Origin of the sequence: Streptomyces sp. NL15-2K, from assembly GCF_030551255.1 — a bacterium.
Classification (GTDB): Bacteria; Actinomycetota; Actinomycetes; order Streptomycetales; family Streptomycetaceae; genus Streptomyces.
In genome coordinates this window covers 5,131,445-5,157,447 of sequence record NZ_CP130630.1, presented here as the reverse complement: position 1 = coordinate 5,157,447, position 26,003 = coordinate 5,131,445, and the positions used below count along the sequence as shown (strand labels likewise).

The window sequence follows — 26,003 nt, the reverse complement described above, 5'->3', positions numbered from 1 at the left end:
GGGGGGGTTCCGTGACAGGGGGCCTTGCGGCTCAGCGCAGGTAGAAGATCCGGTCCCCGTACTGCTCCATCACCCTCCGGTTCCACTCGTGGCCCCCGTCCACGTTCCCCGACCGCAGCAGCGGCGGCTCGATGCCCCGGTCGGCCAGGGTGCCGGCCGCCGTGGCCATGACCGCCTGGAGGATCGCCGATGTGACGACCGTCGAGGCGGGGGCGAAGGGCGCGGGGATGGTGTCGAGGGTGAGTTCCGCGTCGCCGATCGCGATCTTCGAGTCGAGGACGATGTCGCAGTGGTCCTTGAGGTAGGTGCCGGAGACGTGCCGTGACGTCGTCTCCGTGGCGTACGCCACCGACGTCACGCCGATCACCTTCGCACCCAGGGAGCGCGCCTTCATGGCCATCTCCACGGGCAGCGCGTTGCGCCCCGAGAGGGAGATGATCACGAGGGTGTCGCCCGTGCGGACCGGCGAGGAGTCAAGGACGGCGCTCGCGAGGCCGTCGACACGCTCGAGGGCCGAGCCGAGGGTCGCGGGCATCACGTCGACGCCGACGACGCCCGGGACGGCGAGCAGGTTCATCAGGGCGAGGCCGCCCGCGCGGTAGACGACGTCCTGCGCGGCGAGCGAGGAGTGTCCGGCGCCGAAGGCGAAGAGGCGGCCGCCGGAGGCGACGGTGTCGGCGAGGAGGGTGCCGGCCGCCTCGATGGCCTCCGCCTCCTCGTCGCGGACCCGTTGCAGCAGGCCGATCGCGGCGTCGAAGAACTGGCCGGACAGCTTGCCGTCGCTCATACGGGGCCCTTTCGGAGCGTCAGGTGTCTGCGTCGTGGCAGGGTGGTGTCTGCGGTGGTGTCCGTGTCGCAGATCACCGTGCGGTCTGGACCAGTGGGATGTCAATCGGGGTGTCATTCAGGACGCCCATAGGACAGGACGCCCATGGGACAGGACGCCCATAGGACAGAATGCCCATGGGATTCGATACGGCTGTGACAGCCCCGCCGTAACGTCTTGGTTTCCCCGGCGCGGCACGGTTGTCAGTGGTATCCGGCAGAATTGATGTCAGGGCCAGCGCACACGCCGCGAAGCTGTCGTGCTTCGGGCAATCTCATCAAGGGGCACGTATGTCCGGACTGATCGACACCACGGAGATGTACCTCCGCACCATTCTGGAGCTGGAGGAGGAAGGTGTGGTCCCCATGCGCGCCCGGATCGCCGAGCGGCTCGACCAGAGCGGGCCGACGGTCAGCCAGACGGTGGCGCGGATGGAGCGCGACGGCTTGGTGTCCGTCGCCAGCGACCGCCACCTGGAGCTGACGGACGAGGGCCGTCGGCTGGCCACGCGCGTGATGCGCAAGCACCGGCTCGCGGAGTGCCTGCTCGTCGACGTGATCGGTCTGGAGTGGGAGCAGGTGCACGCGGAGGCGTGTCGCTGGGAACACGTGATGAGCGAGGCCGTGGAGCGCCGCGTGCTGGAGCTGCTGCGCCACCCGACCGAGTCGCCGTACGGCAACCCGATCCCGGGCCTGGAGGAGCTGGGCGAGAAGGACGGCGCGGACCCGTTCCTGGACGCGGGGATGGTGTCGCTCGCCGACCTCGACCCGGGTCTGGAGGGCAAGACGGTCGTCGTGCGCCGGATCGGCGAGCCGATCCAGACGGACGCGCAGCTGATGTACACGCTGCGTCGTGCGGGCGTGCAGCCCGGCTCGGTGGTGAGCGTGACGGAGTCGGCGGGCGGGGTGCTCGTGGGCAGCGGCGGCGAGGCGGCCGAGCTGGAGGCGGACATCGCCTCGCACGTGTTCGTGGCCAAGCGCTGAGAGGCGCCGCAGTCGTCAACTCCCGGGACGTGTGGGGCAGTTGCGGCGCCCCCTTGTTCTCGTCGAATCCAAGATTCACTGTGCCGAATCGCAGCGCCGGGACGTTTCCCGTGCGACGCTGTCGCGTGAGGCATATGACCTGAGGGGCTCTTGGCCGGGGCGTGGCAGTGATGCCGTCCGGCCGGGGAGGGGGCGGGAAGATGTGCCGTAGAGACGGAGAGGGCCCCGGCGCCTGTGTGGCGCCGGGGCCTGTCCTCCCCTGTGCTGACCCGGAGCCCCGAGCTCTCAGGGTCATTCCCCTCGGACCGGTTTCCCCGACCGGTCCGCCTCCCGCTGAAGATCTCCCCTCGGCGACGGCGATCATTCCTTGAGCGGGGTCACTCGAACGAGGGGTGTTGCTCGCGGAGACGTCGTCTTCGAATGCGCATTCGATACTCTGCGGGTGACGAGTCGCGGGCTACGTGCGCTGGCTCACACAGCGGGTTCGGCAGACACGGCAGGCAGGACGCGGTTCACAGGACGTGATTCACAGGACCGGCCGCCTCGAGCGGAACGAGCGGTCCGAGCGGAGCTTAGGGGGGTGCCAGGACCTATGGCGCGACGCATCGACGTGACCGGGGCGTGCGGCGTACGCCTCGCGGCCTGGGAGTTCGGCGACCCTCCCAAGACCGACCCGGCGCCGGACCAGGGTCTCGCGGAAACCGAGCCGACGCCCGGCGTGCTGTTACTGCACGGCCTGATGGGCCGCGCCTCGCACTGGGCCTCCACCGCCCGCTGGCTCTCCGGGCGGCATCGCGCCGTAGCACTCGACCAGCGCGGCCACGGCCAGAGCGAGAAGCCCCCACGGGCCGCCTTCACCCGCGAGGCCTACGTCGAGGACGCCGAAGCCGTCCTGGAACAGCTCGGCCTCACCCCCGCCGTCCTCATCGGCCACGCCATGGGCGCCCTGACCGCCTGGCAACTCGCCGCCAAGCGCCCCGACCTGGTTCGCGGGCTGATCATCTGCGACATGCGGGCCTCCGCGCTCGGCGCGGCCTCCCAGCGCGAGTGGGAGAACTGGTTCAAGGCCTGGCCCGTCCCCTTCGCCACGCTCGCCGACGTCCGCAAGTGGTTCGGCGAGGACGACCCCTGGGTGGAGCGCCCGAACCCGGCCCGCGGCGAGTTCTACGCCGAGGTCATGCAGGAGTCCCCCGACGGCTGGCGCCCGGTCTTCGAGCCGGAGCAGATGCTGGAGTCCCGCGAGACGTGGGTGTACGACGCGCACTGGGAGGAGCTCACCCAGGTCCAGTGCCCCGCCCTGGTCGTCCGCGGCCTCGACGGCGAGCTCGGCCGTGCGGAGGCCCAGGAGATGGTCCGCGTACTGCCCCGCGGCCAGTACGCGGAGGTCGCCGACGCCGGCCACCTCGTGCACTACGACCAGCCGGAGGCCTGGCGGGGCGCCATCGAGCCCTTCCTCGACGGCCTCCTCACGGACCTCCAGGGCTGACGCTCCGCGTCTTGTACACGGCGCGCGCCCCCGGCACGGGGGCTCACCCCTTGCTGACCGCCAGCAGAATCTCCGGCAACTGCCGTGCCGTCCGCGGCGCCGCCATCCGCAGCCCCGCCACCGCGATCGCCGTCCCGTAGACCGCACCGACCGGCAGCAGCAGCCAGCTCCACTCGTCGCCGCCCTCACTCACGTTCACCCAGATCGTCGCCGCGATGACGGGGGCGCACAGCAGGGCGCCCCCGACCATCCCGCCGAGGATCGCCATGAAGGCGAGCCCGGACTGCCCGGGAGCGACGTTCTTGTGGCCCTCCTGCGGGATGGAGTACGGGAAGCGGGCGGACGTCCACGCGCCGGTCGCCAGCAACGCGCCGAGCAGCGCGAAGGACAGCCCGAGCACCTCGGGCAGCTTCGGCCAGTCGCCGAGCAGCGCCGTCGTCAGGACGGTCACGAGCGTGGCGTACGGCAGCGTGATCACCAGCAGTGCCAGCGCCCGCGCCCGCAGCTCGACGTACGCGTCCCGGGTGGAGGAGATCGTCATCGCGACGATCCAGAACGCGGAGGTGTCCTGCCCGAACTGGTTGTACATCTGCACGCCGAGCATCCCGGCGGCGAAACAGGCGAAGTAGAGGGAGCCGGTGCCCTGCACGGCGTTGAACAGCGGCACGATCAGGCCGATGGCGAGGGACGTCACCCAGGCCGCCTTGGTCTTGGGGTCGCGCCACACATAGCGCAGGCTGCGCTCCATGACCGTGCCGGTACGGCCGCCGGGCAGCAGCCGGGACAGGCCCGTCGAGGTCCGCTCCCGGGTGGCCCTCGCGTCGATGGCCTGGAGGGTCGATCCGTCAGGCGAGGTCATCAGCCGGGTCAGATGCCGCGACCACAGGGCCAGCAGCGCCACCAGCGCGAGGGCGGACAGAGCGAGCTGGAGGACGGCGACGCCGTACGACCCCTGGCTCGCGGAGTCCGCCGCCCCGATCGCCGACGCGGGCGGCACCCACTTCAGCACCTCGGCCGGCGCGTCGAGCTGGCCCAGCCCGCCCGAACTCAGCCGTTGCGCACCGAAGTTCACCACCTGCGCCCCGATCGCGACGAACAGCCCGCTCAGCACCGCCAGATCACGGCCCTTGCGGCTGGTCAGCAGCCGGATGTTGGCGGCGGCGACGGTCCGCGCGAGGGCCACGCAGACCAGCAGCGCGAGGGCGCCACCGACGACGCCGACGACGTACGCCACACCCCCGTGCGCGACGGAGACCACCGATCCGGCCAGCACGCACAGGGTGAACAGCGGCCCGATGCCGACCAGCGAGGCCGCGAGCAGCGCCCGCACCAGCGGGCGGGGCCGCAGGGGCAGCATCACCAGACGGGTGGGGTCGAGGGTCTCGTCGCCGCCGGGGAAGAACAGCGGCATCACCGCCCAGCCGACCGCCAGCACCGCCACCAGCGGCACGACCACGGACGCGGCGTGATCGTGGCCGCGGAGCGCGATCAGCAGGATCAACAGCAGGGCGGAGGAGAGCAGCACGGCGACGGCCGACCCGATGTACGCGGCCCGCCGCCCGCTGGACTGCCGTAGGCCATTGTGCAGCAGCGACAGCTTCAGCCGTACGACGACCGGGGTGATGGATGCCGTCGTGGTGCTCACCGGGCCGCCCCGCCGCCCAGCCAGTCGAGGTGGGAGCCGGTGTCGCGGCTGTCCGCGCCGACGAGTTCGAGGAAGGCCCGCTGCAACGAGGGCGCCTCGCCGCGCACTTGCGCGAGGGGGCCGTGGGCGCGGATGCGGCCGACGGCCATGACGGCCACCCAGTCGCACAGGGACTCGACGAGCTCCATCACATGGGAGGAGAAGACGACGGTGGCGCCGGACGCCGTGTACCGCTCGAGCACACCCCGAATGATCTGCGCGGACACCGGGTCGACGCCCTCGAACGGCTCGTCGAGGAACAGCACTTCGGGGTTGTGGAGGAGTGCGGTGGCGAGCCCGATCTTCTTGCGCATGCCGGTCGAGTAGTCGACGACGAGCTTGTGCTGGGCGCCGGACAGGTCGAGGACGTCCAGCAGCTGCGTGGCCCGCTTGTCGACCTCGGCACCGGGCAGCCCGCGCAATCGCCCCGAGTAGGCGAGGAGTTCGCGCCCGGACAGCCGCTCGAACAGCCTGAGCCCCTCGGGCAGCACCCCGATCCGGGCCTTCACCTCCACCGGATCCCGCCACACGTCGTGCCCGACGACCTCGACGCTCCCCTGATCGGGCCGCAGCAGCCCGGTCACCATCGACAGCGTGGTGGTCTTCCCGGCCCCGTTCGGCCCGACGAGCCCGATGAACTTCCCCGCGGGCAACTCCAGATCGATCCCGGCGACGGCGACCTGCTGCCCGAACCGCTTCCAGAGCCCTCGCACACGTACGGCGGCTGCACCCACCACTGCTCCCGACGTCATGGGTGAACCCTACGGGCCGGGAGATTGCCTGAGGTTACCGATCCCGCCCGCACGCGTAGGCGAGCGGCGAGATCAACTCCTCCGCGTCCGGCAGCCACCGGTTCGCCGGCGTAGGACGGCAGGCCCACTGCACGGCACCCGAGGATCCGTACCGCGTGGGAGGCGCCGCGACGTACTCGCCCTCCCCGAGCGCGACCAGATCGAGAGACGACGGCGACCAGCCCAGCTTGCGCACCAGATCCGGGACCTTCACCGAAGCCCCCGGCAACACGAAGAACTGCATCCGACGGTCCGGCGTCAGCGTCACCGGCCCCAGCGTCAACTCCATCCGCTCCATGCGCGCGAGCGCCAGAAACCCGGCCGTCTCCGCGACGGAGATCGCGTCGAACGTACGCCCGGTGGGCAGCAGGATCGACGCCGTCGGCTGCTTCTGCCACATCCGGCGCGCGACGGTCGCACTGCCTGTGGCCTGCGTCTCCCAGTCGCCGCCCGCCGCATGAGCGCCGGGTGCGGCGCACGCGGCATCGCCGCACGAGCAGCGCTGCGCCCCGTCGACGGCTTCCAGCCAGGTGCCGGGGAAGACGTCCCAGTGGCGCTCCTCGGCGTAGCGTACGGCTGCGTCCAGCAGCGATTCCCCGCGCTGCTTCGGAATCTGAGCGGCTTCGGTGCCCGCGATCGTCTCTTCCACGCTGAACACAACTCCCGCGCCCACCTCGGGTTACGGCCAGGCCCTGTCGCCGGACTGACTTCTGCCTCGCGGCGCTGGCACGCACTCCCCCACGCTCGGCTGCGCTCGCGCGGGGGGACCCCCAGCCGCGTTGCCGAAAGGCCCTAGTAGCTCCGCTACTAGGGCCTTTCGGCGCCTTGCGATCGCACGCTCCCCCACGCTCGAACCGAGCTCGCGCGGGGGCACCCCCATCGCCGCCGCGAGGCCCGCCCTCCGGGCGGACGAAGCCAGTCCGGCGACAGGACCTACGCGCGCGGGGGAGGAGCATTGATTCCCCATTTGGGGCGCATGGGTGCATGTGTGGGGGCGCGCAGGAGGAACCGCGGCACGAGCTGGGTAGCCAGGAGTGGGGTCGGCATCAGCCGTAACCCCGGCAATCCTCGCAAGCCTCGCATTTTCGCTGTCTGGACGGGGCATTGATCTTCACGGCCGGATCCTTTCGCTCGGCAGGCGAGGGGTGGGGCCGTGGAAGACACATCAACTCGGTGCGTGGGCAGGCACCGCAGCCACAGGGGGTTATGCCATGGCCGCAAGGCCTCTCGTCGCGCGGCAGCCGAACGAACGGCTGCAGGCGCTCATCCAGGAAGCGGGCTGCTCGAACGCAGGGCTGGCCCGCCGGGTCAACATGTGCGGCGCCGAGCACGGTCTCGATCTGCGGTACGACAAGACGTCCGTGGCGCGCTGGTTGCGCGGGCAACAGCCACGCGGACGCGCCCCGGCGATCATCGCCGAGGCGCTCGGCCGCAAACTCGGCCGTACGGTCACGATCGACGAGATCGGCATGGCCAACGGCAAGAACCTCGCCTCGGGCGTCGGCCTGCAGTTCTCGCCTACGGTCCTGGGCGCCATCGAGCAGGTGTGCGAGCTGTGGCGCAGTGACGTGGGCCGCCGGGACTTCCTGTCCGGTTCCTCCGTCGCCGCCTCGGCGCTCGTCGAGCCCAGCCGCGACTGGCTGATCTCCTCGCCCGACTCGCAGGTGGCGCGCTCGGGCGGGCCGCGGGTGGGGCAGTCCGACGTGGCGGCCGTACGCGCGATGACCCAGGCGCTGGTCGACCTGGACCACCAGTACGGCAGCGGGCATGTGCGCCCGGTCGTCGTGCACTACCTCAACAGCGTCGTCTCCGGACTGCTGGCGGGCTCCTACCGCGAGGCGGTCGGCCGTGACCTCTTCGCCGCGGTGGCCCGGCTGACCGAACTCGCCGGCTACATGGCCGTCGACACCGGCCAGCCCGGCCTCGCCCAGCGCTACTACATCCAGGCACTGCGGCTCGCCCAGGCGGCGGGCGACCGCGGCTACGGCGGGTACGTCCTCGCCGCCTCCATGAGCCACCTCGCCGCCCAGCTCGGAAACCCGCGCGAGATCGCGCAGTTGGCGCGGGCGGCGCAGGAGGGGGCGCGAGGGCGCGTGACACCGCGCGCGGAGTCCATGTTCCACGCGGCGGAGGCGCGCGGGCACGCGCTGATGGGCGACGCGCGAGCCGCCCAGGTGGCGTCCGCGCGCGCGGTGAACGCCCTGGAGCAGGCGGACCCGGACTCCGGGGACGACCCGGCGTGGATCGCGCACTTCGACGAGGCCTACCTGGCCGACGAGTTGGCGCACTGCCACCGGGACCTGGGGCAGGCCGAGGCGGCGGCGCGGTGCGCGCGGGAGTCCCTGGCCGGGCACCCCGAGTCGCGGGCGCGCCGTAGGGCCATCGGCTACGTGCTGCTCGCCACCGCGCAGGTGCAGCAGCGGGAGGTGGAACAGGCCTGCAATACGGGGCTGAAGGCGGTCGAGCTCCTCGAGACCCTGCGGTCCAACCGGGGCGCCGAGTACCTGGACGACTTCCAGCAGCGGCTGGATCCCTTCCGGGACGAGCCGGTGGTAAGGGAGTTCGGCGCGCGGATGGAGCTGCAAGCGGCGGCGTGAAAGGGGCCATATACAGCGGTGCGAAAGGGGGCCATATACAGCGGATCGGGGCCCGGTTCTGTCACCGCTTTGTCACCGAGGCCGCCGTGATCTGTTACGGCGGTCACAGCGACGCAGGTCAGGTCCTTGACCGCGTGGCACCGGGCTCTGGGGACCCGGTAGCGTGAGCCGACGATTCCGAAGGTCCCCCATTAGTAGGAGTCCCGGTGACGCAGAGTGGACAGGGCGAGGAGCCCCCGCCGCGCGAGGCGCGCGAAGGCATCGTGCTGCCCTCCGACGGCGGGGAACCCCTGCTGCCGGGTATGACGGGCGGATACGGCGGCCGACCGGCCGGCGGGCACAACACTCCGGCGCCCGGCGCCCCGTCCGGTCCGCCATCCGGCCCGGCCTCGGCGCCGCCCGGCGGCCAGTCCTGGGGCACCCCGTGGGGCCCCGACCAGCACCAGACCCCGGCCCCGCCACCGGGCCAGGGCTGGTCGACCCAGCCCGCCCAGCCGTGGAACTCCGCCGAACCGACCCCCCCTCCCGCCTGGGGCACGCCGGAAACGCAGGGTGGCATACCCCAGGAGGGGCCACAGGGATCGACGTACGGCACCGACGGGTACGGCCGCACCGACGGGTACGGCCCTGCGGCGCCGGGCGGCGGGGCCTACGGCCCGGTCGGCGGCGACGGCTCGCTGCCGCCTGCGGGACATGACGGCTCGGGCGCCGGTGGTTACGGCTCCATGCCGCCCGCAGGGCATGATGGCCAGGGTGACGGTGGCTACGGCTCCTCTCCGCCCGCAGGGCACGGTGGTGCCGGTGGGTACGGCGCTTCCGACGGCGGGGCCCCTCTGCCGCCCGTGGCGCAGGACGCTGGGCCGGTGCCGTCCGCCGGAGGCTACGGCTCTCACGCAGGCGGGGCTCCCCTGCCGCCCGCGGCCCCCGGTGACTCGAACGGCTTCCTCCCGGCGCCCAGACACAGCGTGCCCGGCTCCGCCCCTCTGCCGCCCGCCGACGAGGGCGCCACCCAGTACATACCGCCGGTCGCCCCCACCGCCGCCCCCACCGCCGCCCCCACCGCCGCCCCCTCCGCCTCCGCCGACGAGGGAGCGACGCAGTACCTCCCGCCGGTGGGACCCGGAGCGCTGCCGCCCGAGGTGAACGCCGAATCGCCCGCGGAATCGCCCTCCGAGTCGACCCAGTTCCTCGGCCGTGCGCCACGAGGCGGCCCCCGCGGCGGACCGGGCCCTCAGCCCGGAGCGGCACCTCAGCCCGCCGCCGGCCCCGGCCCCATGCCGTCCCCCGGCCCGTTGCCGCCCGCCACCGGCCCCGACGCCGAGGCCACGCAGTACATACCGCCCGTGCCCGGGCAGCAGCCCGCCGGAGCGGCATACGGCGGGGACCGGCAGACGCCGGCCGAGTTCGACAACCTCTTCCGCAGCGAGCCGGGCGGCCCGGCCGCCACCCAGCAACTGCCGCGCCTCCAGCAGCCCGGGGCCACGCCCGGCGCCCAACCGCCGTACGCGCAGCCCCACCAACCGCCGTACGCGCAGCCGCCGTACGCCGGCCCGCCGCAGGCTCATGGGCACGGCGACGGGGGCCGAGGCCGTCGTACCGGATCGCGCGTGCCCCTCATCGCCGCCGTCGGCATCGGTATCGCCGTCCTCGGTATCGGCGCGGGTGCGCTGCTCGCGGGCGGGGGCGACGACAAGGGCGACGGCAAGAACCAGACCGTCTCCGCCACCGCCCCGGCGACCGACGGCTCGGCCTCGCCGTCCGCCGACCCGGCGAAGCAGCAGGCCGTCGCCCTGGACAAGCTGCTCGCGGACAGCGGGGACAGCCGGACCTCGGTGATCAACGCGGTGGCCGCCGTGAAGTCCTGCAAGAACCTCGGCCAGGCGGCCAAGGACCTGCGCGATGCCGCCCAGCAGCGCAACGGCCTGGTGACCAGCCTGTCGGCCCTCTCGGTCGACAAGCTGCCCAACCACGCCGCGCTGACCGACGCCCTCACCAAGGCGTGGAAGGCGTCCGCGTCGGCCGACAACCACTACGCGGCCTGGGCCGACCAGGCGGCCGGCAAGAAGGGCTGCAAGAAGGGCCAGGCCCGCGTGACCGGGCAGACCCTGGCAGGCAACCGGGCGAGCGGCACGGCCAGCACCGAGAAGGTCAAGGCGGCCCGGCTGTGGAACGAGATCGCGAAGACGTACGGCCTGACCCAGCGCCAGCCGGTCCAGCTCTGACCGGGACCTGAACCGGGCCTGACCGGAGAGGGGCCGGAGCCGCCCGGTCCCTCAGTTCACCTCGGCGTTCCGCAGCGTGGCCGTCACGTCGGTGAAGCCCTTCCTGGCCGACACCAGCCGACCCTGCCGTACCACCTGCAGGGTCACGTCGGTGTTGACCAGGCGCGGGAAGCCGACGGAGGCGAGCGGACCCTGGAACCGCCACTGGAGCGTCGGCGTCAGTCCGCCCGTGCCGACCTTGAGCCCGTGGTCCAGGGTCTCCCGTACGGTGTCGGAGGACACCTGACCGTCGCCGAGCGACTCGATGACCTTCTGCAACACGGTGTACGCGATCCAGGTGGTCTGCACACCGGCGTCCGCCGCGTCGATGCGGTTGTCGTCGAAGGCCTTCTCGCTGATGACCTTCTTCATCCCGTCCCAGCGCGTGTCCGTCTCCACCGGGTACCAGCCGGTGATGTACGACCCCTCGTAGGGACCTGACTTCCCGCCGGATGCGTCGATCCCCGTCTGGTCCACGTCGCCGAGCACCATGCCGGTGCGCACCTCGGGGTAGTCCTCGCGGGCGCGGCGGAAGGAGTCCATGAAGGTGCCGGTGCGGTCGCCGAGCGCGGGCACCACGCACCCCTTCTTCTCCAGCTCGGTGGTGGTGCTCTCGAGCGCCTGATCCGACTGCTCGGAGTACTCGGTGGCGTCGTCCGCCGCCCGCAGGTCCTGCGAGGCCTCGTGCCCGCCCGCCGTCAGGCCGGAGTCGAGCAGGTTCGGCAGCTCGTCGCCCGCGATGGTGTCGGGCCGTACCAGCGCGACGGGTCCGCAGCCGGCGAGCGACTTGCCGAGACCGGCCAGGAGCGCGGGCTGGCCGCCGTTCACGGGGTAGGAGAGCGGGCTGGTGAACTCGGCGGAGGTGACGCCGTAGCCGCCTATGTACGGGATGCCCGCGCCCTCCAGGGGCGGGAAGAAGGAGTCGGCGTGCTGGCTGTAGGAGCCGACGACCGCGACCACGTTCTCCTTGACCGCGCGCCGGGCGCACCGGGCGGCGGCCACGCTGTCGTTACGGTCGTTGCAGGTCAGTACGGTGAGCTCGCGGCCGTTGATGCCGCCCCGGGAGTTGACCCAGCGGGCGTAGGCCTGGGCGAAGGCCGGCATGCCGGGTTTGTTGGTCGCGTTGGTGTTCTCCGGGGCCCAGGTCATAACCTTGATCGGGTCGTCCCCTGAACCCCCCGTGGTACCGGGGACGACCCCGCATCCGGCGGCGAACGACGCACACGCCAGCAGCGTCCCCGTGGCGAGGGCGGTGGCCCTGACGGGCCTGGTGGACCTGGTGGACCTGGGCATGGTGGTGCTGCGGAAGCGTCGCTTGCCGGTCATGGACAGACACGCTTCCGCCACATCGCTAACCCGGGTGTGCCCCTTGGTTATCTGTCGGTGGCGTAAAGGTGAACAGAGGGGGGCCGGTGAGGCCCTTGCGGAGGGGAACGTACGATCGGTGACCGTGCAGGATTCGGAGAACTCTTCCCGTCACGGCCGTCGCTCCTCCACCATGGGCGGCATGCCACTCAACGACATGCCGTGGTGGCGCTGGCGCAGCAATGTGCGCTCCGCGCTGCACATGCTCTCCGATCCGGTGTTCCAGCGGGACGTCTGGCTGGCCGGCGTCGAGGGATACGGGGACGTCACCGACGCCGTGTACCGCCTGGTCGAGGACACCTGGCTGGACAACTGGTCCGCCGAGAAGTACGTCGGCACGATCTTCCGGGACTCCCAGGAGGCCGCGCTGGTCGACACCGCCGTACTCCGGGTGCTGCGGATCATGCACCAGGTCGGCCCGGACGCACCCGTCTCCGCCTACGTCGACCACCAGGCCTGGCCGGAAGCGGTCCGGGCGGCGCGGGACGCGCACGTCAGGATGTCGATGGCCGACAGCGAGGACCCGGACACACCACCGCGCACGCTCGAGGTACTGCGGATACTCACGCGGTCGGCCTGAGGCGGTCGGGCTTGATGTGGTCGGCCGACTTGAGGCGGTGGGCCTGAGCCGGTCGGCCTTGATGTGGTCGGGTCGGCTTGATGCGGTCGGTCGGCTTGAGGCGGTCGGGCTTGATGTGGTCGGCCGACTTGAGGCGGTGGGCCTGAGCCGGTCGGCCTTGATGTGGTCGGGTCGGCTTGATGCGGTCGGTCGGCTTGAGGCGGTCGGGCCTTGATGTGGTCGGTCGGCCCGGGGCGGCCGGCCTTGACGTGGTCTGCCTGACGAGACGGCGGGCGGGCCCGGGTGCCGGATATGGGACCCTGTCCGCATGAACGAGCAGTCCCCCCGAGCCGCCGCTCCCGCCGACCAGTACGTCCTGATCCTGTCCTGCCCCGACAAGCAGGGCATCGTGCACGCCGTGTCGAGCTACCTCTTCATGACCGGCTGCAACATCGAGGACAGCCAGCAGTTCGGCGACCACGACACGGGACTGTTCTTCATGCGCGTCCACTTCTCGGCGGAGGCGCCGGTGACCGTGGACAAGCTGCGGGCCAGCTTCGCGGCGATCGGTGACTCCTTCCAGATGGACTGGCAGATCCACCGGGCCGAGGAGAAGATGCGGATCGTGCTGATGGTCAGCAAGTTCGGCCACTGCCTCAACGACCTGCTCTTCCGCGCCCGCATCGGCGCGCTGCCGGTGGAGATCGCCGCCGTCGTGTCCAACCACACCGACTTCGCCGAGCTCGTGGGGTCGTACAACATCCCCTTCCACCACATTCCGGTGACGAAGGACACCAAGTCGGAGGCCGAGGCGCGACTGCTGGAGATCGTGCGCGACGAGAACGTCGAGCTGGTCGTGCTCGCCCGCTACATGCAGGTGCTCTCCGACGACCTGTGCAAGCAGCTCAGCGGGCGGATCATCAACATCCACCACTCCTTCCTGCCGAGCTTCAAGGGCGCGAAGCCGTACCACCAGGCCCACGCGCGCGGCGTGAAGCTGATCGGCGCCACCGCCCACTACGTGACCGCCGACCTCGACGAGGGCCCGATCATCGAGCAGGAGGTCGAGCGGGTCGGCCACGACGTGACCCCGGACCAGCTGGTCGCGATCGGCCGGGACGTGGAGTGCCAGGCGCTGGCGCGGGCGGTCAAGTGGCATGCGGAGCGCCGGATTCTGCTGAACGGGCGCCGGACGGTCGTCTTCGCCTAGGCCGGCTCTGATGCGGGGGCAATTGGCAGATCTGTTCCACCCCCGAGACGAAAAACCCCAGGTGACACCAGGGCGCGGGTGGAACAGATCTGCCAATTACCGCATGGTGACGGCAACCTACATCCGGCTCAACGACGCCGCGGCGAACAGCACATCCCTGATCGCCTCGCGGTCACCGAGTTGCCCGGCCGCCGCCTCCGTCGGAGACACATGTCCCGCCGCCAGCCGGCAGAACTCCACGCCGTCCAGCGCCACGTGTGCCACCTCGTGCTCGGCGGAGCCCATCGCGCCGGGGGAGTCCAGCGGGATCAGCCACTCGCCGCCCCCATGCCCCTCGATCTCCAGCCGCAGGCTGCGGCCGGGCGCGCCGGCCGGGACGAGGTGTCGTCCGAGCGCCGGTGAGGCCAGCCCGTTCCGCCGCCGCACGGCCAGCGCGCCGGGCAGCATCCGGGCCGCGAGGTCGATCATGCGGTTGAGGTGGCGCGGGGAGGGCGGCCCGTACGGGTAGTCCACCGCCTCTGCGATGTCCTCCGCGTGCACCCAGCACTCGAAGGCGCGGTCCAGCATCGCGTCGTGCAGCGGCAGTTCGCAGCCGCCGTACGACACCGCCAGCTTCCCGGGGCCTTCGCCGGTGAACGACACCGTGCGCACCAGGTCGTGGCTCTGCTCCCGCCAGGGCGCCCGCACGGAACGGGTGGGCGGGAAGTGCGAGGCCCGCCAGTAGGCCTCGGTGCGCGCGGACGGCGTGGGGGCCTGCGCGACGATGTCGCCCAGCGGGTCGTCGAGCCCGAGGGCGACCGCGACCAGGCCGTCCACCGTGAGTAGATGCGCGATGACCCCGGCGACCGTCGTACGACGGCTCGTCTGCTCCTCGCCCTCGAACCAGCGCAGCCGCACGGGCGCGTGCCACTCCGCGTCGCCTATGTCCTGCAACAGGGCATCCAGGCGGGCGGTCTCGGCGTCGTACGGAGCGGCCCACCGGGGCACCGGGATGCGCGGTGGGCGCCGGTCCAGGCAGCTCTGCAGGACGCGGGTGCGCAGGCCGGGGTCCAGGTCGAGGGTCTCCGGGCGCTGCAACAGGCCTACCGCCTCGCGCAGCCGCAGCGCCTCGTCCGCGCAGGTGCCGCAGTCGCCGAGGTGTTCCTCGACGGCCGCCGTCTCCTGAGCCGAGCACGCGGCCAGCGCCCATGCCCCGAGGAGTGACTTCAGGACGTGGTGTTCCAGGACGAGTGGGGCGGGGGCGGGCCGGGGTGCCAGGTCTCCCAGCTCCTCCAGCGTGGGCAGCGGCCGGTCGCCGTCCTCTACGGAGGCGCGGGGCATGGGTATGCGGGGCGATGGGCCGGGGCCGGGGCCGGGGCTGTCGCCGCTTCCGGGACCGCTGCCGCCTCCCGGGCCGTCAGGGCCGCTTGGGCTGCCCGGGCCGCTAGGGCTGCCCGGGCCGCTAGGGCTGCCCGGACTGCCTGGACCGACCTGGCTGCCGTATCCGAACTGCTGGTCGTCTGTGGCGTCCTTGGCGTCCTTGGCGTCCTCGCAGCCCTCACCGCCCTCGCCGCCCTTGCGGGAGCCGCCGTAGCCTTCCTTTTCCTCGTCGCCGCCGTGCTCGTCGCCGTGCTCGGCACCGTGTTCGTCGCCGTGCTCGTCATACGCCTCGAAGCGACCCGCTCCGCTCACACCGCACCCCCGTATCCGGGCGGAGCCCCCGGCGCCGCGGCGTTGTGGGCGGTGGACAGCAGTTGCAGGCCGAGGCGCAGGCGGCGTCGGGCCTCGTCCTCGGTGAGGCCGAGGTCGGCGGCGGTCTGGCGGTAGTCGCGGCGGTGGAAGTAGGCCATCTCCAGGGCGGTGCGCAGCGGGACGGGCATGGACTGGACGATGTAGTCGGCGCGGGCGGCGACCGAGGCGTGGCGGACCTTGCGCTCCAGTTCCTCGGTGGAACCGTGGCCGTCCTGGGCGAGCGCGGCCGTCTCGGTGGCGCGCAGCCGCTGCACGGCGAGGCGGTGGGTCAGCGTGGCCACCCAGGAACGCAGGGGGCCCTGCTTGGGGTCGTAGGCGTCGGGGTGTTCCCAGACGTGGGCGAAGACCTCGCGGGTGGTGGCTTCGGAGGCGCGCTCGTCTCCGAGTACGCGGTGGGCGAGGCTGTACACGAGGGAAGCGAAGCGGTCGTAGAGCTCGCCGAGGGCGGCCGCCTCACCGCGTGCGAGCCGCTGCTGCATCTTGCGGTCCCAGCGGGGCGGTGCGTCCTTCTTCGCCATGTGGCCCCCTCACCCTGCCCGTCCCCGGGTCAAGCCTGTGCCCACCGTCTCCTCGAATGTAGTCGGCACCTCCGACAACGCACGCTCCTTTGTGGCAATGCGCGCCCCCCGAGGTCCGCAGGTGGTAGTGGACCTTGACGCACGTGACCCTCGCACCCGGCCCTCGCACGCGGCGTCTACCCACGCAGCGTGTGATCAGACCTGATCGAACAGGATTGATTGCGGCGGAAACAAGCCGCTTTCGATTTGTTTCCGTTTCTCGGGCCGTGTTTCAGGGAACCGCCGCTGGGCAGCCGCGCTGCAAGGAAGCGTAAGGATGGCTTCCGTTTGCTTTCCGGCGGACGAAGGGCATGGTGGTGGCGTTCAATGTGACCGGCAGTGGGCAGGGCGAGTGGGCCGTGCTCAGGGTGTCGGGCGAGCTGGACCTGGTGACGTCGCCGGCGCTGCGTCAGCGGGTGCACGACGCGGTGGCCGAGGGCCGCCACAACCTCGTCCTCGACCTCTCCGAGGTCTTCTTCTGCGACTCCAGCGGCGTCGGCGTGCTCATAGCCTCCCGCCGCCTCATCCGTTCCTGCCAGGGCCGCCTGCGCCTGATCCTGCCGGCCAACGGAGCGGTGGACGGTTCCCACGTCAACCGGGTCCTGGGCGCGCTGGGCGTCCGCCGCCTGTTCGACGTCCACGTGGACCTGGCGTCGGCGGTCGAGGAGGACGTCGATCCGCTGTCGGCGTGACCGAAGCCCGGGGCACCGACCGACCCGACGGAAGCGACCGGAGTCACGGCTCTGCCACGGCGTTGTCCCGAAATTCCCCCGGTCTTGGCACAAGCGTCGTTTTTCCGCGCCCGCAGGCGCCTCGGCGTCGTACGCTCCGTGCCAGCATGCACCCGACGTGACGTAAAGGCGGCTCGAAAGACATGGTCAGCAGCGAGTACGAGCGCAGGATCGCCGCCCGGTTCGCCACCTTCGACCAGGACGGCAACGGCTATATCGACCGTGAGGACTTCAGCGTGGCGGCCAAGGCGCTGCTCGCGGAGTTCGGTACGGCCGCCCGGTCCGACAAGGGGCAGGCCCTCTACCTCGGCGCCGAGGCGTTCTGGCAGGGCATGGCCGGCATCGCGGACCGGGACGGCGACCAGCGCATCACCCGGGACGAGTTCGTCGGCAGCGCGGTCAAGCGCCTGCGCGACAACCCCGAGCGGTTCGCCGAGATCGCCCGCCCCTTCCTGCACGCGGCCCTCGACCTGGCCGACCCGGACGGCGACGGAAAGGCCACCGTCGAGGACACCGTACGAGTGCTGAAGGCCCTCGGTGCGCCCGAGGACATCGCCCGCGCGGCGGCCGCCACGCTCGACCAGGACGGCGACGGCAGGGTGGCGGAGACCGAGATCGTGTCGGCTTTCGCCCGGTACTTCACTGTCCCGGAATGACCGTTACGGCACCATCCCCGCCGTTCCCGAAAACCGCTCCCGTTCACTCCCCGAGTGACGCTCCGGTTCACGTCCCCGCATACCGCTCCCGCAGCTTGTACTTGAGCACCTTCCGCAGCGTCTCGCCCCGCGGAAGGGCGTCGACCACCTCCAGCCGCTCCGGCAGCTTGTGCACCGACAGCCCTTCCGCGCGCAGATACGACGTCACCGCCTCCAGCGTCAGCACCTCGGCCCCCGACGGCTGTTCGGCCGCCTCGACCACGGCACAGACCAGCTCCCCGCGCGCCGCGTCCGGCAGCCCGATCACCGCCACGTCCCCGACGGCCGGGTGCCGGTGCAGCAGGTCCTCGATCTCCTTGGCCGAGACGTTCTCGCCCTTGCGGATGATGACGTCCTTGAGCCGCCCGGTGAGCACCAGATGCCCGCTGTCCGTCAGCCGCCCGAGGTCACCGGTGCGCAGAAACCCCTCCTCGTCGAAGGCCTCCGCCGTCTGGGCCGGATCCAGATACCCCTGGCACACGGCCTCCCCGCGCAGCCGCACCTCGCCGTCCACGATCCGGATCTCCATCTCCTCCGGCGGCCGCCCCTCCGTGGTGGCCAGGTTCTCCGCCGTGTCGTCCGCCGCCCCCATCGTGATCATCGGCACCTCGGTCATGCCGTACCCATGGGTGAGCCGCACGCCCATCTCCCGTACGACGGCGTGGTACAGCTCCGGCGGCTTGGGCGCCCCGCCGCCCGCGAGCAACCGCAGGGTCGGGATGACCGGCACCCCCGGCTGCTTGCGCTGCTCGGCCAGGAACATCGAGTAGAACGCCGTCGACCCGCCCGCCATCGTCACCCCGTGCGCGCGGTACCCCTCCAGCGCGTCCGGCAGCGCGAACTGTTCGAACATCACGGCGGGGAAGCCGTACAGCAGCAGCATCACCATGTAGTCCGGGCCGCCGATGTGGGCGTACGGGAAGGCGATCGAGCCGACGTCGGACGCGGAGGGTCGCAGCGCGTGAGCGAGGCAGGAGCCGCCCGCGATGAGCGAACGGTCCGTGTGCAGCACGCCCTTGGGGGCGGAGCTCGTCCCCGACGTCCAGTAGATCCAGCGGACCGAGGTGCCCTCGGCGGGTGGCGGGGGCAGCACGGACGGATCGCCGTCCGGCAGACGGTCGTACGCCTCGAAGACCCCTTTGGCGCCCAGCCGCCGCGCCATCTCCGTGTGGTCGAAGCCGCGCCACTCGCCCGGTACGGCGAAGTAGTCCGCCCTGGACTCCCGCAGCGCGAACCCGACCTCGCGGTCCCGGTAGAAGGGCATGACCGGCGTCTGTACGGCGCCCAGGCGGGCCAGCGCGAAGGACAGCACCGCCGTCTCGAGGCGGGTGGGCAGTTGCCAGGCGACGACCGTGCCGGGGCGTACGCCCATGCCGTACAGCCCGGCCGCCGCGCGCTCGGCCCGGCCGCGCAGCTCGCCGAAGGTCAGCGTGCGGTCGTCCTGGAGGAGGACCGGGCGGTCGGGGGTGAGGTCGGCGCGGCGGGCGGCCAGGTCCCAGAGGGTGCGGGATGTGCTGAGCTCGTGGGCGGTGGCGTTCACGGCGGCCCCCTGCTGCTAGCTGGCTGACGGATAGTCAGATCGTGCGCAGAGCGTAGAGTCCGGCGCCTTGTCGGTCCAGGGGTGCGGGGCTAGTCTTCCCGGAGGGCAAAGATCTGACATACCATCAGATCGGAGGGGGCATGGACCTCGCGGACACGCCCGAAGAGCAGGAGTTCCGGGCGCGGTTGCGGGAGTGGCTGGCGAAGGCGCTGCCCACGCTGCCCCCGAAGCCGTCCCCCGAGGACTGGCCGGGCCGCCGCGCCTACGACCTCGGCTGGCAGCGGATGCTGTACGACGCCGGGTACGCGGGCCTGCACTGGCCCGTCGACGCCGGCGGGCAGGGTGCCACCCCCACCCAGCACTTGATCTTCCTGGAGGAGACGGAGAAGGCGGGCGCCCCCTATGTGGGGGCCAATTTCGTCGGACTGCTGCACGCGGGGCCGACGATCGCCGCCGAGGGGACGGCCGAGCAGCGGGCCCGCTGGCTGCCGCCGATCCTGCGCGGCGCGGAGGTGTGGTGCCAGGGGTTCAGCGAACCGGACGCCGGGAGCGACCTCGCGGCGCTGCGCACGCGCGCGCGTAGGGACGGCGACGACTACGTGGTGAGCGGGTCCAAGATCTGGACCTCCCATGCCGAAGTCGCCGACTGGTGCGAGCTGTTGGTGCGCACGGACCCCGAGGCACCGAAGCACCGGGGCATCACCTGGCTCGCCCTGCCCATGGACGCGCCGGGTGTCACCGTGCGGCCCTTGAAGACCCTCGCCGGCTCCGCCGAGTTCGCCGAGGTGTTCCTCGACGAGGTGCGGGTGCCGGTCTCGGGCCGGGTCGGGGAGGAGAACGACGGCTGGCGCGTCACCATGGTCACGCTGTCCTTCGAGCGCGGCACGGCCTTCGTGGGCGAGGTCGTGGCCTGCCGCCGCGTCCTGGGCGAACTCGCCCGTACGGCACGCGAGAACGGCCGCTGGGACGATCCCGTGCTCCGGCGGCGGCTGGGCCGGCTGAACGCCGAGTTCCGCGCCCTGTGGCGGCTGACGCAGTGGAACGTCAGCGAGGCGGAACGCACCGGTGGCGTACCGGGCGTGGGCGGTTCGGTTTTCAAACTGAGGTACTCGCACGCGCGGCAGGAGCTGTATGACACCGCGGCCGAGGTCCTGGGCCCTGACGCCCTCGATCTCGACCGGCCGTGGACGCTCGACCGGCTGTCCTCCCTCTCGTACACCATCGCCGCCGGCACCTCGCAGATCCAGCGGAACATCGTGGCCGAGCGAATCCTCGGGCTGCCGAAGGGGCGGTGAGAGCGAGTATGAGATTCCAACTCACCGAGGACCAGCGAGCGTTGCGGGACGGCGTACGGCAGCTGCTGGCGCGGCGGTTCGACCGTGAGGCGCTGCGGGCGGCCGTTCGGGCGCCGGGGCTGGACCGCGCGCTGTGGCGGGGGCTGGGCGAGGCCGGGTTCTTCGCGCTGCGGCTGCCGGAGAAGGACGGCGGGGTCGGACTCGGCCTGCCCGAGGCGGTGTTGGCCTTCGAGGAGGCCGGGCGAGCGCTGCTGCCCGGCCCGCTGGTGGCCACGCACCTCGCCGCCGGGACCGTGCCGGGCGCGGCCACCGGGGAAGCGGTCGTGACCGCCGTGGACGGCGGACTGGTGGAGTGGCTGGCGGAGGCGGACGTCGTACGCGGGGACGCGGCCGGGGCCGTACCGCTGCGGTCGGTGGACCCCCTGACGCCGCTGCACCGGGTGGCCTCCGTGAGCCCCACGGAGCCGGCCGCGGTCAGCCCTGCGGATCCGGTCGCCGTGCTCCTCACCGCTGCCGAGCAGCTGGGTACCGCCACGCGCGCGTGCGAGACGGCGGTGCAACACGCCCGGACGCGTGAGCAGTTCGGGCAGCCGATCGGGGCCTTCCAGGCAGTGAAACACCTGTGCGCCGACATGCTGGTGCGGGCGGAGGTGGCCCGAGCGGCGGTCTACGCGGCCGCCGTCACCGCCGACCCGGCCGACATCGCGGCGGCCCGGCTGCTCGCCGACGAGGCCGCCGTACGCGGCGCGCGCGACTGCCTCCAGGTGCACGGCGGCATGGGCTTCACCTGGGAGAGCGAGGTGCAGCTGCTTCTGAAACGGACATGGGTGCGAACGCACCGTGGGGGAAGAGTCACGGAGAGTGAGGAAACGCTCGCGGCCGAGCTACTGTCCTGAGGGGCCGTCGAGGGCGCTGGACTGCGAAGTCGCGTGGCCGGTCCGGATGGATGTCGCGGATCGTGGCATACCGGAATTACGGAGCGTTGATATCGGCTTGTGTCCTACGTGTGACTCGTCACATCCCGGAGTCGGCCGCCCGCTCCGGTACCTTGTGTGGGATGCGAGTGGTTCCGAGCATGAGCCAGGCCGGTGTTGCCCCTGGGGCGGCTCCGGATCCGGCGGTGCGCGCCGCTGCTCGCGGGGCGGGAATGCCTGTTGACCCCGCCTGTTCGACTCCCTGCGACGAGCGTCGCACAGTATGCCGCACGGGTACTCCTTCGCGCTGGAATATGCCCGAAGCGCTTGTTGGCGTGACTGTACGCCAACCATGCTGTCCCACAAGGGATTCACGTTCCGTGACCTCGACTTTGGCCATTGTTCTGGCCATGCAAAAAATGGCTACGATCGTGGCCCTCGTGGCCCCTGTCAGGCGCGAGGCTATGTGTCCGCCGGTTCGGATGGTGTGAGCGGTGCAGGTGCTTCAAGTGCAGCTGGAGATCCGGCCCGACCCCGCGGAGGTGGGGCGAGCCCGGAAGTGGGCCCGGTCGCGCCTCGCCGGGGCCGGCATAGAGGCCGACGAGTCGCTCGCCGAGACGCTGATCCTGCTCGTCTCCGAGCTCGTCACCAATGCCGTGGTGCACACCGGCTGTCCGGCCGTACTGCGGCTGTCCCTGCCGTCCGGGGCGGCGGAGTCGGCCACTGTCCGCCTAGAGGTGGCCGACCGCAGTGACCGCGCCCCGGTGCCCCGGTGTGTGGACAGCGAGCAGACCGGCGGCCGGGGTCTCGCCCTCGTCGACGGTCTCGCCGACCGCTGGGGGTGGAGCCCCGAAGGTGCGGGCAAGCGCATCTGGTGCGAACTGGACCGGTGCGCCCAGTCGCGGGAGGCCGCGGCGGCCTGCGGGGGCGGCGCTTCGGCGTACGAGGGGCTGGCCTTCGAGGCGGTCTGACCGGCGCATGGGTGCGGCGGCCTCCTGTATGTCCCGGCAGGTCCCGGCGCTTCGGCGCACGGTCGCAGAAGGCGCTGTCCCCGCTGGTCATCGGTAAATCCGTGCGCCGGGACGTGCTTCCGTGCGCGGCCACGACATAGACGGCATAAGTGATAATTCCCCGTACGGGTGTTGACGCCACGTGTCCGTTTGATCACGCTTGTGGTCAGCGATTCGCCGCGAGGGGACGACGAGGGTTTCGGTGACGGGAGCCCTCGACGAGTGTGGGTCGTGATTCGGCGTCGGCTCCCTTTCGGGGCCAAGGGGAGTCGGGGCGGGTACGCCGGAGTCGGATGGTGGCGCGCGATGCCGTGCTCGGGGCGGGCAGGGGCGCGCCGCCAGCCGACCTTTCTCACAGCAGCGCGACCGGTGCCACCGGGGTGCCCGTCGCGCCGACGAACGGCTCGGGCATCGCCGACAGCAGGAACGTGTAGCGGCCTTCTTGTCCACAGGCTGTGGACAACTCTTCGAGATTCCAGTTCTGGCCCTGCAGCATCCCCATCTCCACGAGATCGAGCGCGTGTACGGGAAGCCACAAACCCTCTATCTCGGGCGGAAATATCTCAAAAGAGAGCGTGTCGTTCGCGACCGCGGCGACATCGCGCGCGTGGAACCACTCCGGGGTACGGATCGACAGCCCCGGCGACGGATAGCCGTACGCGTGCTTGTCGCCGGCGAGGTACACCTGGATCTGCCCCGTCCGTACGAGCACGATGTCACCGGCACGCACGCGCGTACCGGCGAGTTCCTCGGCGGCCTCCAGGTCCTCGGGAGTGACGGCGTGCGAGCCGTCGAGCCGGTCCGTGCCGTGCGCCCGGGCCACGTCGAGCAGCACCCCGCGCGAGACGATGTGCCGCGCCTTGTCGATGCCGCTGAACTCGGCGCCGCCGTGGGGGGTGATGGAGTCGGCCGGTCGGCCGTTGTAGAGCCTGCCCGAATGGGAGACGTGCGTCAGCGCGTCCCAGTGGGTGGCCGCCTGAAGGCCCATGGTCACGGCGTCGTCGCTGCACGCCACCGTCCCCGGCCCGAAGATCTCCTGGTTGATCTGCACCATGGCGTGCAGGGGATTCACCCGCCCCGGCATCATCCCGGTCTGCACGCCGTCCTGCCGGAGCGGAAGCGCGAGCGGGACGCGCCGCCCGCTCCGGACGCACGCGGCGGCCTCGCGCACGACCTCGTCGCTGATCAGGTTCAGCGTGCCGATCTCGTCGTCGGCACCCCAACGGCCCCAGTTGTTCACGCGCTTGGCGATGTCGTGGAACGTGGGATGGAGCGCAGGCGCTGACATCTGTCCTCCCTGGGGCTTGTCCCGGTCCGTCTGACGGGCCGTAGAATCGAACTGAATCTAACGGACCGTCAGAAACTGCGGGAAGGGGCCGGGCGTGGGGAACTTCTTGGCAGGCAAGATCGTCGCCGTGACGGGCGCCGGGCGGGGGATCGGCCGGGCGGTGGCGCTGGCCGCGGCGGCCGACGGGGCGCGGGTCGTCGTCAACGACTACGGCGTGGCGGTGGACGGCGCCTCGCCGACGAGCGAGGTCGCCGAGTCCGTGGTCAAGGAGATCGAGGCGGCGGGCGGTGAGGCGGTCGCCGTGGCCGACGACATCTCCACGATGGCGGGTGGACAGCGGGTCGTGGACGCGGCGGTGACGTCGTACGGCCGTATCGACGGGGTCGTGTGCGTGGCCGGGATCCTGCGGGAGCGGATGCTGTTCAACATGGCCGAGGAGGAGTGGGATCCGGTCGTGGCGACTCACCTGAAGGGCACGTTCACCGTGTTCCGGGCCGCGTCGGCGGTGATGCGGAAGCAGCGGGCGGGGACCTTGATCGGGTTCACCAGCGGCAACCATCAGGGGTCTGTGTCGCAGGCCAACTACAGCGCGGCGAAGGGCGGGATCATCTCGCTGGTGCGGAGCGCTGCGCTGGGCTTGCACAAGTATGGGGTGACCGCGAATGCCGTCGCCCCGGTCGCCCGTACGCGTATGTCGGCGAACGTCCCCATGGAGCTGACGGAGATCGGCGAACCCGAAGACGTGGCGGCACTGGTGGTCTACCTGCTCTCGGAGCGGGCGAAGGAGCAGGGTGTGACGGGCCAGGTCTACACGATCGCGGGCCCCAAGCTCGCGGTGTGGGCCCAGCCGAGAGAACTGCGTGCCGCGTACACCGAGGGCTCTTGGACGCCGGAACGCATCGCGGATTTTCTGCCGGGGACGGTGGGGGTGGATCCGATGCCGATGCTGTCGCAGGTGGCGGGGATGGAGAGGGCGGCGAAGGAGGGAACGCGGCCGAACGAGTAGCGCGATCCGCGGGCAATCGTGCCGCCTAGTGCCGCGGCAGGCAACGTTTGCCCCGTCGCGACGCCCGGCACGCTCCCCCACTGCCCTAAAGGCGTGGGAGGTGCCCCCACTCGCCGCACCGGGCACAGACCCAAGTACATCCAGTACGAGGGCCTGCGCCCGGCACGCCGAGAGCACGCACCGGACGCCGCTCCTTGACGGGCAAACGTTGCCTGCCGCGGCACTAGGGCGGCACGGGTGGGCGCGGGCGGCACCCCGTAGCGCCGGGCTGCGCGACCAACCCCCGCCCAGCCCCCACGCCGGTCACCTTCAGAGAGGCGGACCATGGACTTCGCATTCACCGCACAGGATGACGCCTTCCGCACCGAGGCTCGCGAATGGCTTGCATCCCACGCCGACGGATCACAAGACCGGCGCTCATGGGAACGCACCCTCGGCAAAGCCGGCTGGATAGGCCTCGGCTGGCCCGAACCCGGCTACGGAAATCGCACCGCCACCCTCACCCAACAGGTCGCCTGGGCCGAGGAGTACGCCCGCTCACCCGCACCCCCACGCTCCGGCCACATCGGCGAGAACCTCCTCGCCCCCACCCTCCTCGCCCACGGCACCGACGACCAGAAGTCCCGCTTCCTCCCCCCGATCGCCGCCGGCGAGGAACTCTGGTGCCAGGGCTACAGCGAACCCGGCGCGGGCTCGGACCTGGCCGGCGTGCGCACCACGGCGGTACGCGAGCCGCAGGGGTCGTACTACCGCGTCACCGGCCAGAAGATCTGGACCTCGCTCGCGCACGAGGCCGACTGGTGCTTCGTCCTCGCCCGTACGGAACCCGGCTCACGGCGCCACCACGGCCTGAGCTTCCTGCTCCTTCCCATGGACCAGCCGGGCTGTGTCGAGGTCCGTCCCATCCGCCAGATGACCGGCACGAGCGACTTCAACGAGGTCTTCTTCGACGGGGCACGCGCGCGCGTGGAGCACGTCGTCGGGGGCGAGGGCGACGGCTGGCGCGTCGCGATGAGCCTCCTCGGCTTCGAACGCGGGGTCTCGACGCTCGCCCAGCAGATCGGGTTCGCCCAAGAGTTGGGGCGGGTCGTACGGACGGCCGTCGAGACGGGCGCGGTGCGCGATCCCGTCGTACGGGACCGGCTCGTCCGTCAGTGGGCCGAGCTGCGGACGATGCGCTGGAACTCCCTGCGCACGCTGGGGAGTTCGCAGGAGCCGGGCGCGCCGAGTGTGGCGAAACTCCTGTGGAGCGGCTGGCATCAGCGACTCGGAGAGCTGGCGATGCAGGTGCGGGGCGCGCAGGCGGCCGTAGGGCCGTCGGACTGGACGCCTTCGACGCCGTACGAACTCGACCCGTTCCAGCACCTGTTCCTCTTCTCCCGGGCCGACACGATCTACGGCGGCTCCGACCAGATCCAGCGCACGATCATCGCCGAGCGCGTGCTCGGCCTGCCGAGAGAGCCGAAGGGCTGAC

The 26,003-nt window shown here is 71.5% G+C and carries 22 protein-coding genes; 13 read left to right on the top strand and 9 right to left on the bottom strand.

The window, feature by feature from the left end; all coding sequences use genetic code 11:
• Positions 1-31 precede the first annotated feature (31 nt).
• Entirely contained in the window at positions 32-787 is a 756-nt protein-coding gene (locus Q4V64_RS22925) for an SIS domain-containing protein (protein ID WP_124441280.1), read from the bottom strand.
• Between the two features lie 329 nt (positions 788-1,116).
• On the opposite strand from Q4V64_RS22925, the gene Q4V64_RS22920 reads away from it, so the two are divergent.
• The gene (locus Q4V64_RS22920) at positions 1,117-1,809 is read left to right on the top strand and encodes a metal-dependent transcriptional regulator (protein WP_124441281.1); all 693 of its coding nucleotides are present in this window, start codon (positions 1,117-1,119) and stop codon (positions 1,807-1,809) included.
• Between the two features lie 592 nt (positions 1,810-2,401).
• Positions 2,402-3,295: an alpha/beta hydrolase gene (locus Q4V64_RS22915; protein ID WP_124441282.1), complete on the top strand. Its 894-nt coding sequence runs from the start codon at positions 2,402-2,404 to the stop codon at positions 3,293-3,295.
• Positions 3,296-3,338: 43 nt separating this feature from the next.
• Here Q4V64_RS22915 and Q4V64_RS22910 read toward each other — a convergent pair whose 3' ends face one another.
• From Q4V64_RS22910 to Q4V64_RS22900, 3 genes are read right to left on the bottom strand one after another with little or no spacing between them, the layout of a single operon-like run.
• Complete coding sequence (locus tag Q4V64_RS22910) at positions 3,339-4,940, bottom strand: transporter (RefSeq protein ID WP_253267067.1); 1,602 nt, start codon at positions 4,938-4,940, stop codon at positions 3,339-3,341.
• Positions 4,937-5,731, bottom strand: a complete 795-nt coding sequence (locus Q4V64_RS22905) for an ABC transporter ATP-binding protein (protein ID WP_124441283.1) — start codon at positions 5,729-5,731, stop codon at positions 4,937-4,939. Before Q4V64_RS22905 ends, Q4V64_RS22910 begins: the two co-directional genes overlap by 4 nt.
• 34 nt (positions 5,732-5,765) lie before the next feature.
• Complete coding sequence (locus Q4V64_RS22900; RefSeq protein ID WP_124441284.1) at positions 5,766-6,428, bottom strand: bifunctional DNA primase/polymerase; 663 nt, start codon at positions 6,426-6,428, stop codon at positions 5,766-5,768.
• A 553-nt stretch (positions 6,429-6,981) separates the two neighbouring features.
• Between Q4V64_RS22900 and Q4V64_RS22895 the strand changes: the two genes are divergently transcribed.
• Positions 6,982-8,367: a transcriptional regulator gene (locus Q4V64_RS22895; protein WP_124441285.1), complete on the top strand. Its 1,386-nt coding sequence runs from the start codon at positions 6,982-6,984 to the stop codon at positions 8,365-8,367.
• 206 nt (positions 8,368-8,573) lie between these two features.
• Positions 8,574-10,589 (top strand): hypothetical protein, encoded by a 2,016-nt coding sequence (locus Q4V64_RS22890; RefSeq protein ID WP_303711173.1) that lies wholly within the window; start codon positions 8,574-8,576, stop codon positions 10,587-10,589.
• Between the two features lie 51 nt (positions 10,590-10,640).
• On the opposite strand, the gene Q4V64_RS22885 is transcribed toward Q4V64_RS22890, so the two are convergent.
• A complete protein-coding gene (locus Q4V64_RS22885; protein WP_124441287.1) occupies positions 10,641-11,954 on the bottom strand; it encodes an ABC transporter substrate-binding protein in 1,314 nt (437 codons plus the stop codon).
• Positions 11,955-12,072: 118 nt separating this feature from the next.
• Here Q4V64_RS22885 and Q4V64_RS22880 point away from each other — a divergent pair, with 118 nt between their 5' ends.
• The gene (locus tag Q4V64_RS22880) at positions 12,073-12,573 is read left to right on the top strand and encodes a hypothetical protein (protein ID WP_124441288.1); all 501 of its coding nucleotides are present in this window, start codon (positions 12,073-12,075) and stop codon (positions 12,571-12,573) included.
• A gap of 307 nt (positions 12,574-12,880) precedes the next feature.
• Positions 12,881-13,762, top strand: coding sequence for a formyltetrahydrofolate deformylase (gene purU / locus Q4V64_RS22875; protein ID WP_124441289.1), 882 nt, complete (start codon positions 12,881-12,883; stop codon positions 13,760-13,762).
• Positions 13,763-13,879: 117 nt separating this feature from the next.
• Here purU and Q4V64_RS22870 read toward each other — a convergent pair whose 3' ends face one another.
• Positions 13,880-15,088 (bottom strand): maleylpyruvate isomerase N-terminal domain-containing protein, encoded by a 1,209-nt coding sequence (locus Q4V64_RS22870; protein WP_253267074.1) that lies wholly within the window; start codon positions 15,086-15,088, stop codon positions 13,880-13,882.
• Positions 15,089-15,429: 341 nt separating this feature from the next.
• Positions 15,430-16,011: a sigma-70 family RNA polymerase sigma factor gene (locus tag Q4V64_RS22865; protein ID WP_124441292.1), complete on the bottom strand. Its 582-nt coding sequence runs from the start codon at positions 16,009-16,011 to the stop codon at positions 15,430-15,432.
• 350 nt (positions 16,012-16,361) lie between these two features.
• Between Q4V64_RS22865 and Q4V64_RS22860 the strand changes: the two genes are divergently transcribed.
• Complete coding sequence (locus Q4V64_RS22860; RefSeq protein WP_124441293.1) at positions 16,362-16,742, top strand: STAS domain-containing protein; 381 nt, start codon at positions 16,362-16,364, stop codon at positions 16,740-16,742.
• 182 nt (positions 16,743-16,924) lie between these two features.
• Positions 16,925-17,437, top strand: a complete 513-nt coding sequence (locus Q4V64_RS22855) for an EF-hand domain-containing protein (RefSeq protein ID WP_124441294.1) — start codon at positions 16,925-16,927, stop codon at positions 17,435-17,437.
• Positions 17,438-17,504: 67 nt separating this feature from the next.
• Here the strand turns inward: Q4V64_RS22855 and Q4V64_RS22850 are convergent, their stop codons facing one another.
• A complete protein-coding gene (locus tag Q4V64_RS22850) occupies positions 17,505-19,016 on the bottom strand; it encodes an AMP-binding protein (protein WP_124441295.1) in 1,512 nt (503 codons plus the stop codon).
• A 140-nt stretch (positions 19,017-19,156) separates the two neighbouring features.
• Between Q4V64_RS22850 and Q4V64_RS22845 the strand changes: the two genes are divergently transcribed.
• The 3 genes from Q4V64_RS22845 to Q4V64_RS22835 all read left to right on the top strand — a co-directional run bounded on the left by Q4V64_RS22845 (position 19,157) and on the right by Q4V64_RS22835 (position 22,196).
• Entirely contained in the window at positions 19,157-20,311 is a 1,155-nt protein-coding gene (locus Q4V64_RS22845) for an acyl-CoA dehydrogenase (protein ID WP_124441296.1), read from the top strand.
• A gap of 8 nt (positions 20,312-20,319) precedes the next feature.
• Entirely contained in the window at positions 20,320-21,207 is an 888-nt protein-coding gene (locus tag Q4V64_RS22840) for an acyl-CoA dehydrogenase family protein (protein ID WP_124441297.1), read from the top strand.
• Positions 21,208-21,734: 527 nt separating this feature from the next.
• Positions 21,735-22,196 carry an ATP-binding protein gene (locus Q4V64_RS22835; RefSeq protein ID WP_124441336.1) on the top strand — a complete coding sequence of 154 codons (462 nt, stop codon included), beginning with the start codon at positions 21,735-21,737 and terminating at the stop codon, positions 22,194-22,196.
• Positions 22,197-22,587: 391 nt separating this feature from the next.
• Here Q4V64_RS22835 and Q4V64_RS22830 read toward each other — a convergent pair whose 3' ends face one another.
• The gene (locus tag Q4V64_RS22830) at positions 22,588-23,523 is read right to left on the bottom strand and encodes a cyclase family protein (RefSeq protein ID WP_124441299.1); all 936 of its coding nucleotides are present in this window, start codon (positions 23,521-23,523) and stop codon (positions 22,588-22,590) included.
• A 94-nt stretch (positions 23,524-23,617) separates the two neighbouring features.
• Here Q4V64_RS22830 and Q4V64_RS22825 point away from each other — a divergent pair, with 94 nt between their 5' ends.
• Both Q4V64_RS22825 and Q4V64_RS22820 read left to right on the top strand, forming a co-directional pair.
• Positions 23,618-24,529: an SDR family NAD(P)-dependent oxidoreductase gene (locus Q4V64_RS22825; RefSeq protein WP_124441300.1), complete on the top strand. Its 912-nt coding sequence runs from the start codon at positions 23,618-23,620 to the stop codon at positions 24,527-24,529.
• A 324-nt stretch (positions 24,530-24,853) separates the two neighbouring features.
• Entirely contained in the window at positions 24,854-26,002 is a 1,149-nt protein-coding gene (locus tag Q4V64_RS22820; protein ID WP_124441301.1) for an acyl-CoA dehydrogenase family protein, read from the top strand.
• The last annotated feature ends 1 nt before the right edge of the window (position 26,003 follow it).

Coding starts and splice junctions, on each gene's coding strand:
- Q4V64_RS22885 (WP_124441287.1), bottom strand. CDS start 11,954: ATGACCGGCAAGCGACGCTTCCGCAGCACCACCATGCCCAGGTCCACC.
- Q4V64_RS22830 (WP_124441299.1), bottom strand. CDS start 23,523: ATGTCAGCGCCTGCGCTCCATCCCACGTTCCACGACATCGCCAAGCGC.
- Q4V64_RS22915 (WP_124441282.1), top strand. CDS start 2,402: ATGGCGCGACGCATCGACGTGACCGGGGCGTGCGGCGTACGCCTCGCG.
- Q4V64_RS22840 (WP_124441297.1), top strand. CDS start 20,320: ATGAGATTCCAACTCACCGAGGACCAGCGAGCGTTGCGGGACGGCGTA.
- Q4V64_RS22925 (WP_124441280.1), bottom strand. CDS start 787: ATGAGCGACGGCAAGCTGTCCGGCCAGTTCTTCGACGCCGCGATCGGC.
- Q4V64_RS22860 (WP_124441293.1), top strand. CDS start 16,362: ATGGTGGTGGCGTTCAATGTGACCGGCAGTGGGCAGGGCGAGTGGGCC.
- Q4V64_RS22920 (WP_124441281.1), top strand. CDS start 1,117: ATGTCCGGACTGATCGACACCACGGAGATGTACCTCCGCACCATTCTG.
- Q4V64_RS22820 (WP_124441301.1), top strand. CDS start 24,854: ATGGACTTCGCATTCACCGCACAGGATGACGCCTTCCGCACCGAGGCT.
- Q4V64_RS22845 (WP_124441296.1), top strand. CDS start 19,157: ATGGACCTCGCGGACACGCCCGAAGAGCAGGAGTTCCGGGCGCGGTTG.
- Q4V64_RS22855 (WP_124441294.1), top strand. CDS start 16,925: ATGGTCAGCAGCGAGTACGAGCGCAGGATCGCCGCCCGGTTCGCCACC.
- Q4V64_RS22895 (WP_124441285.1), top strand. CDS start 6,982: ATGGCCGCAAGGCCTCTCGTCGCGCGGCAGCCGAACGAACGGCTGCAG.
- purU (WP_124441289.1), top strand. CDS start 12,881: ATGAACGAGCAGTCCCCCCGAGCCGCCGCTCCCGCCGACCAGTACGTC.
- Q4V64_RS22905 (WP_124441283.1), bottom strand. CDS start 5,731: ATGACGTCGGGAGCAGTGGTGGGTGCAGCCGCCGTACGTGTGCGAGGG.
- Q4V64_RS22865 (WP_124441292.1), bottom strand. CDS start 16,011: ATGGCGAAGAAGGACGCACCGCCCCGCTGGGACCGCAAGATGCAGCAG.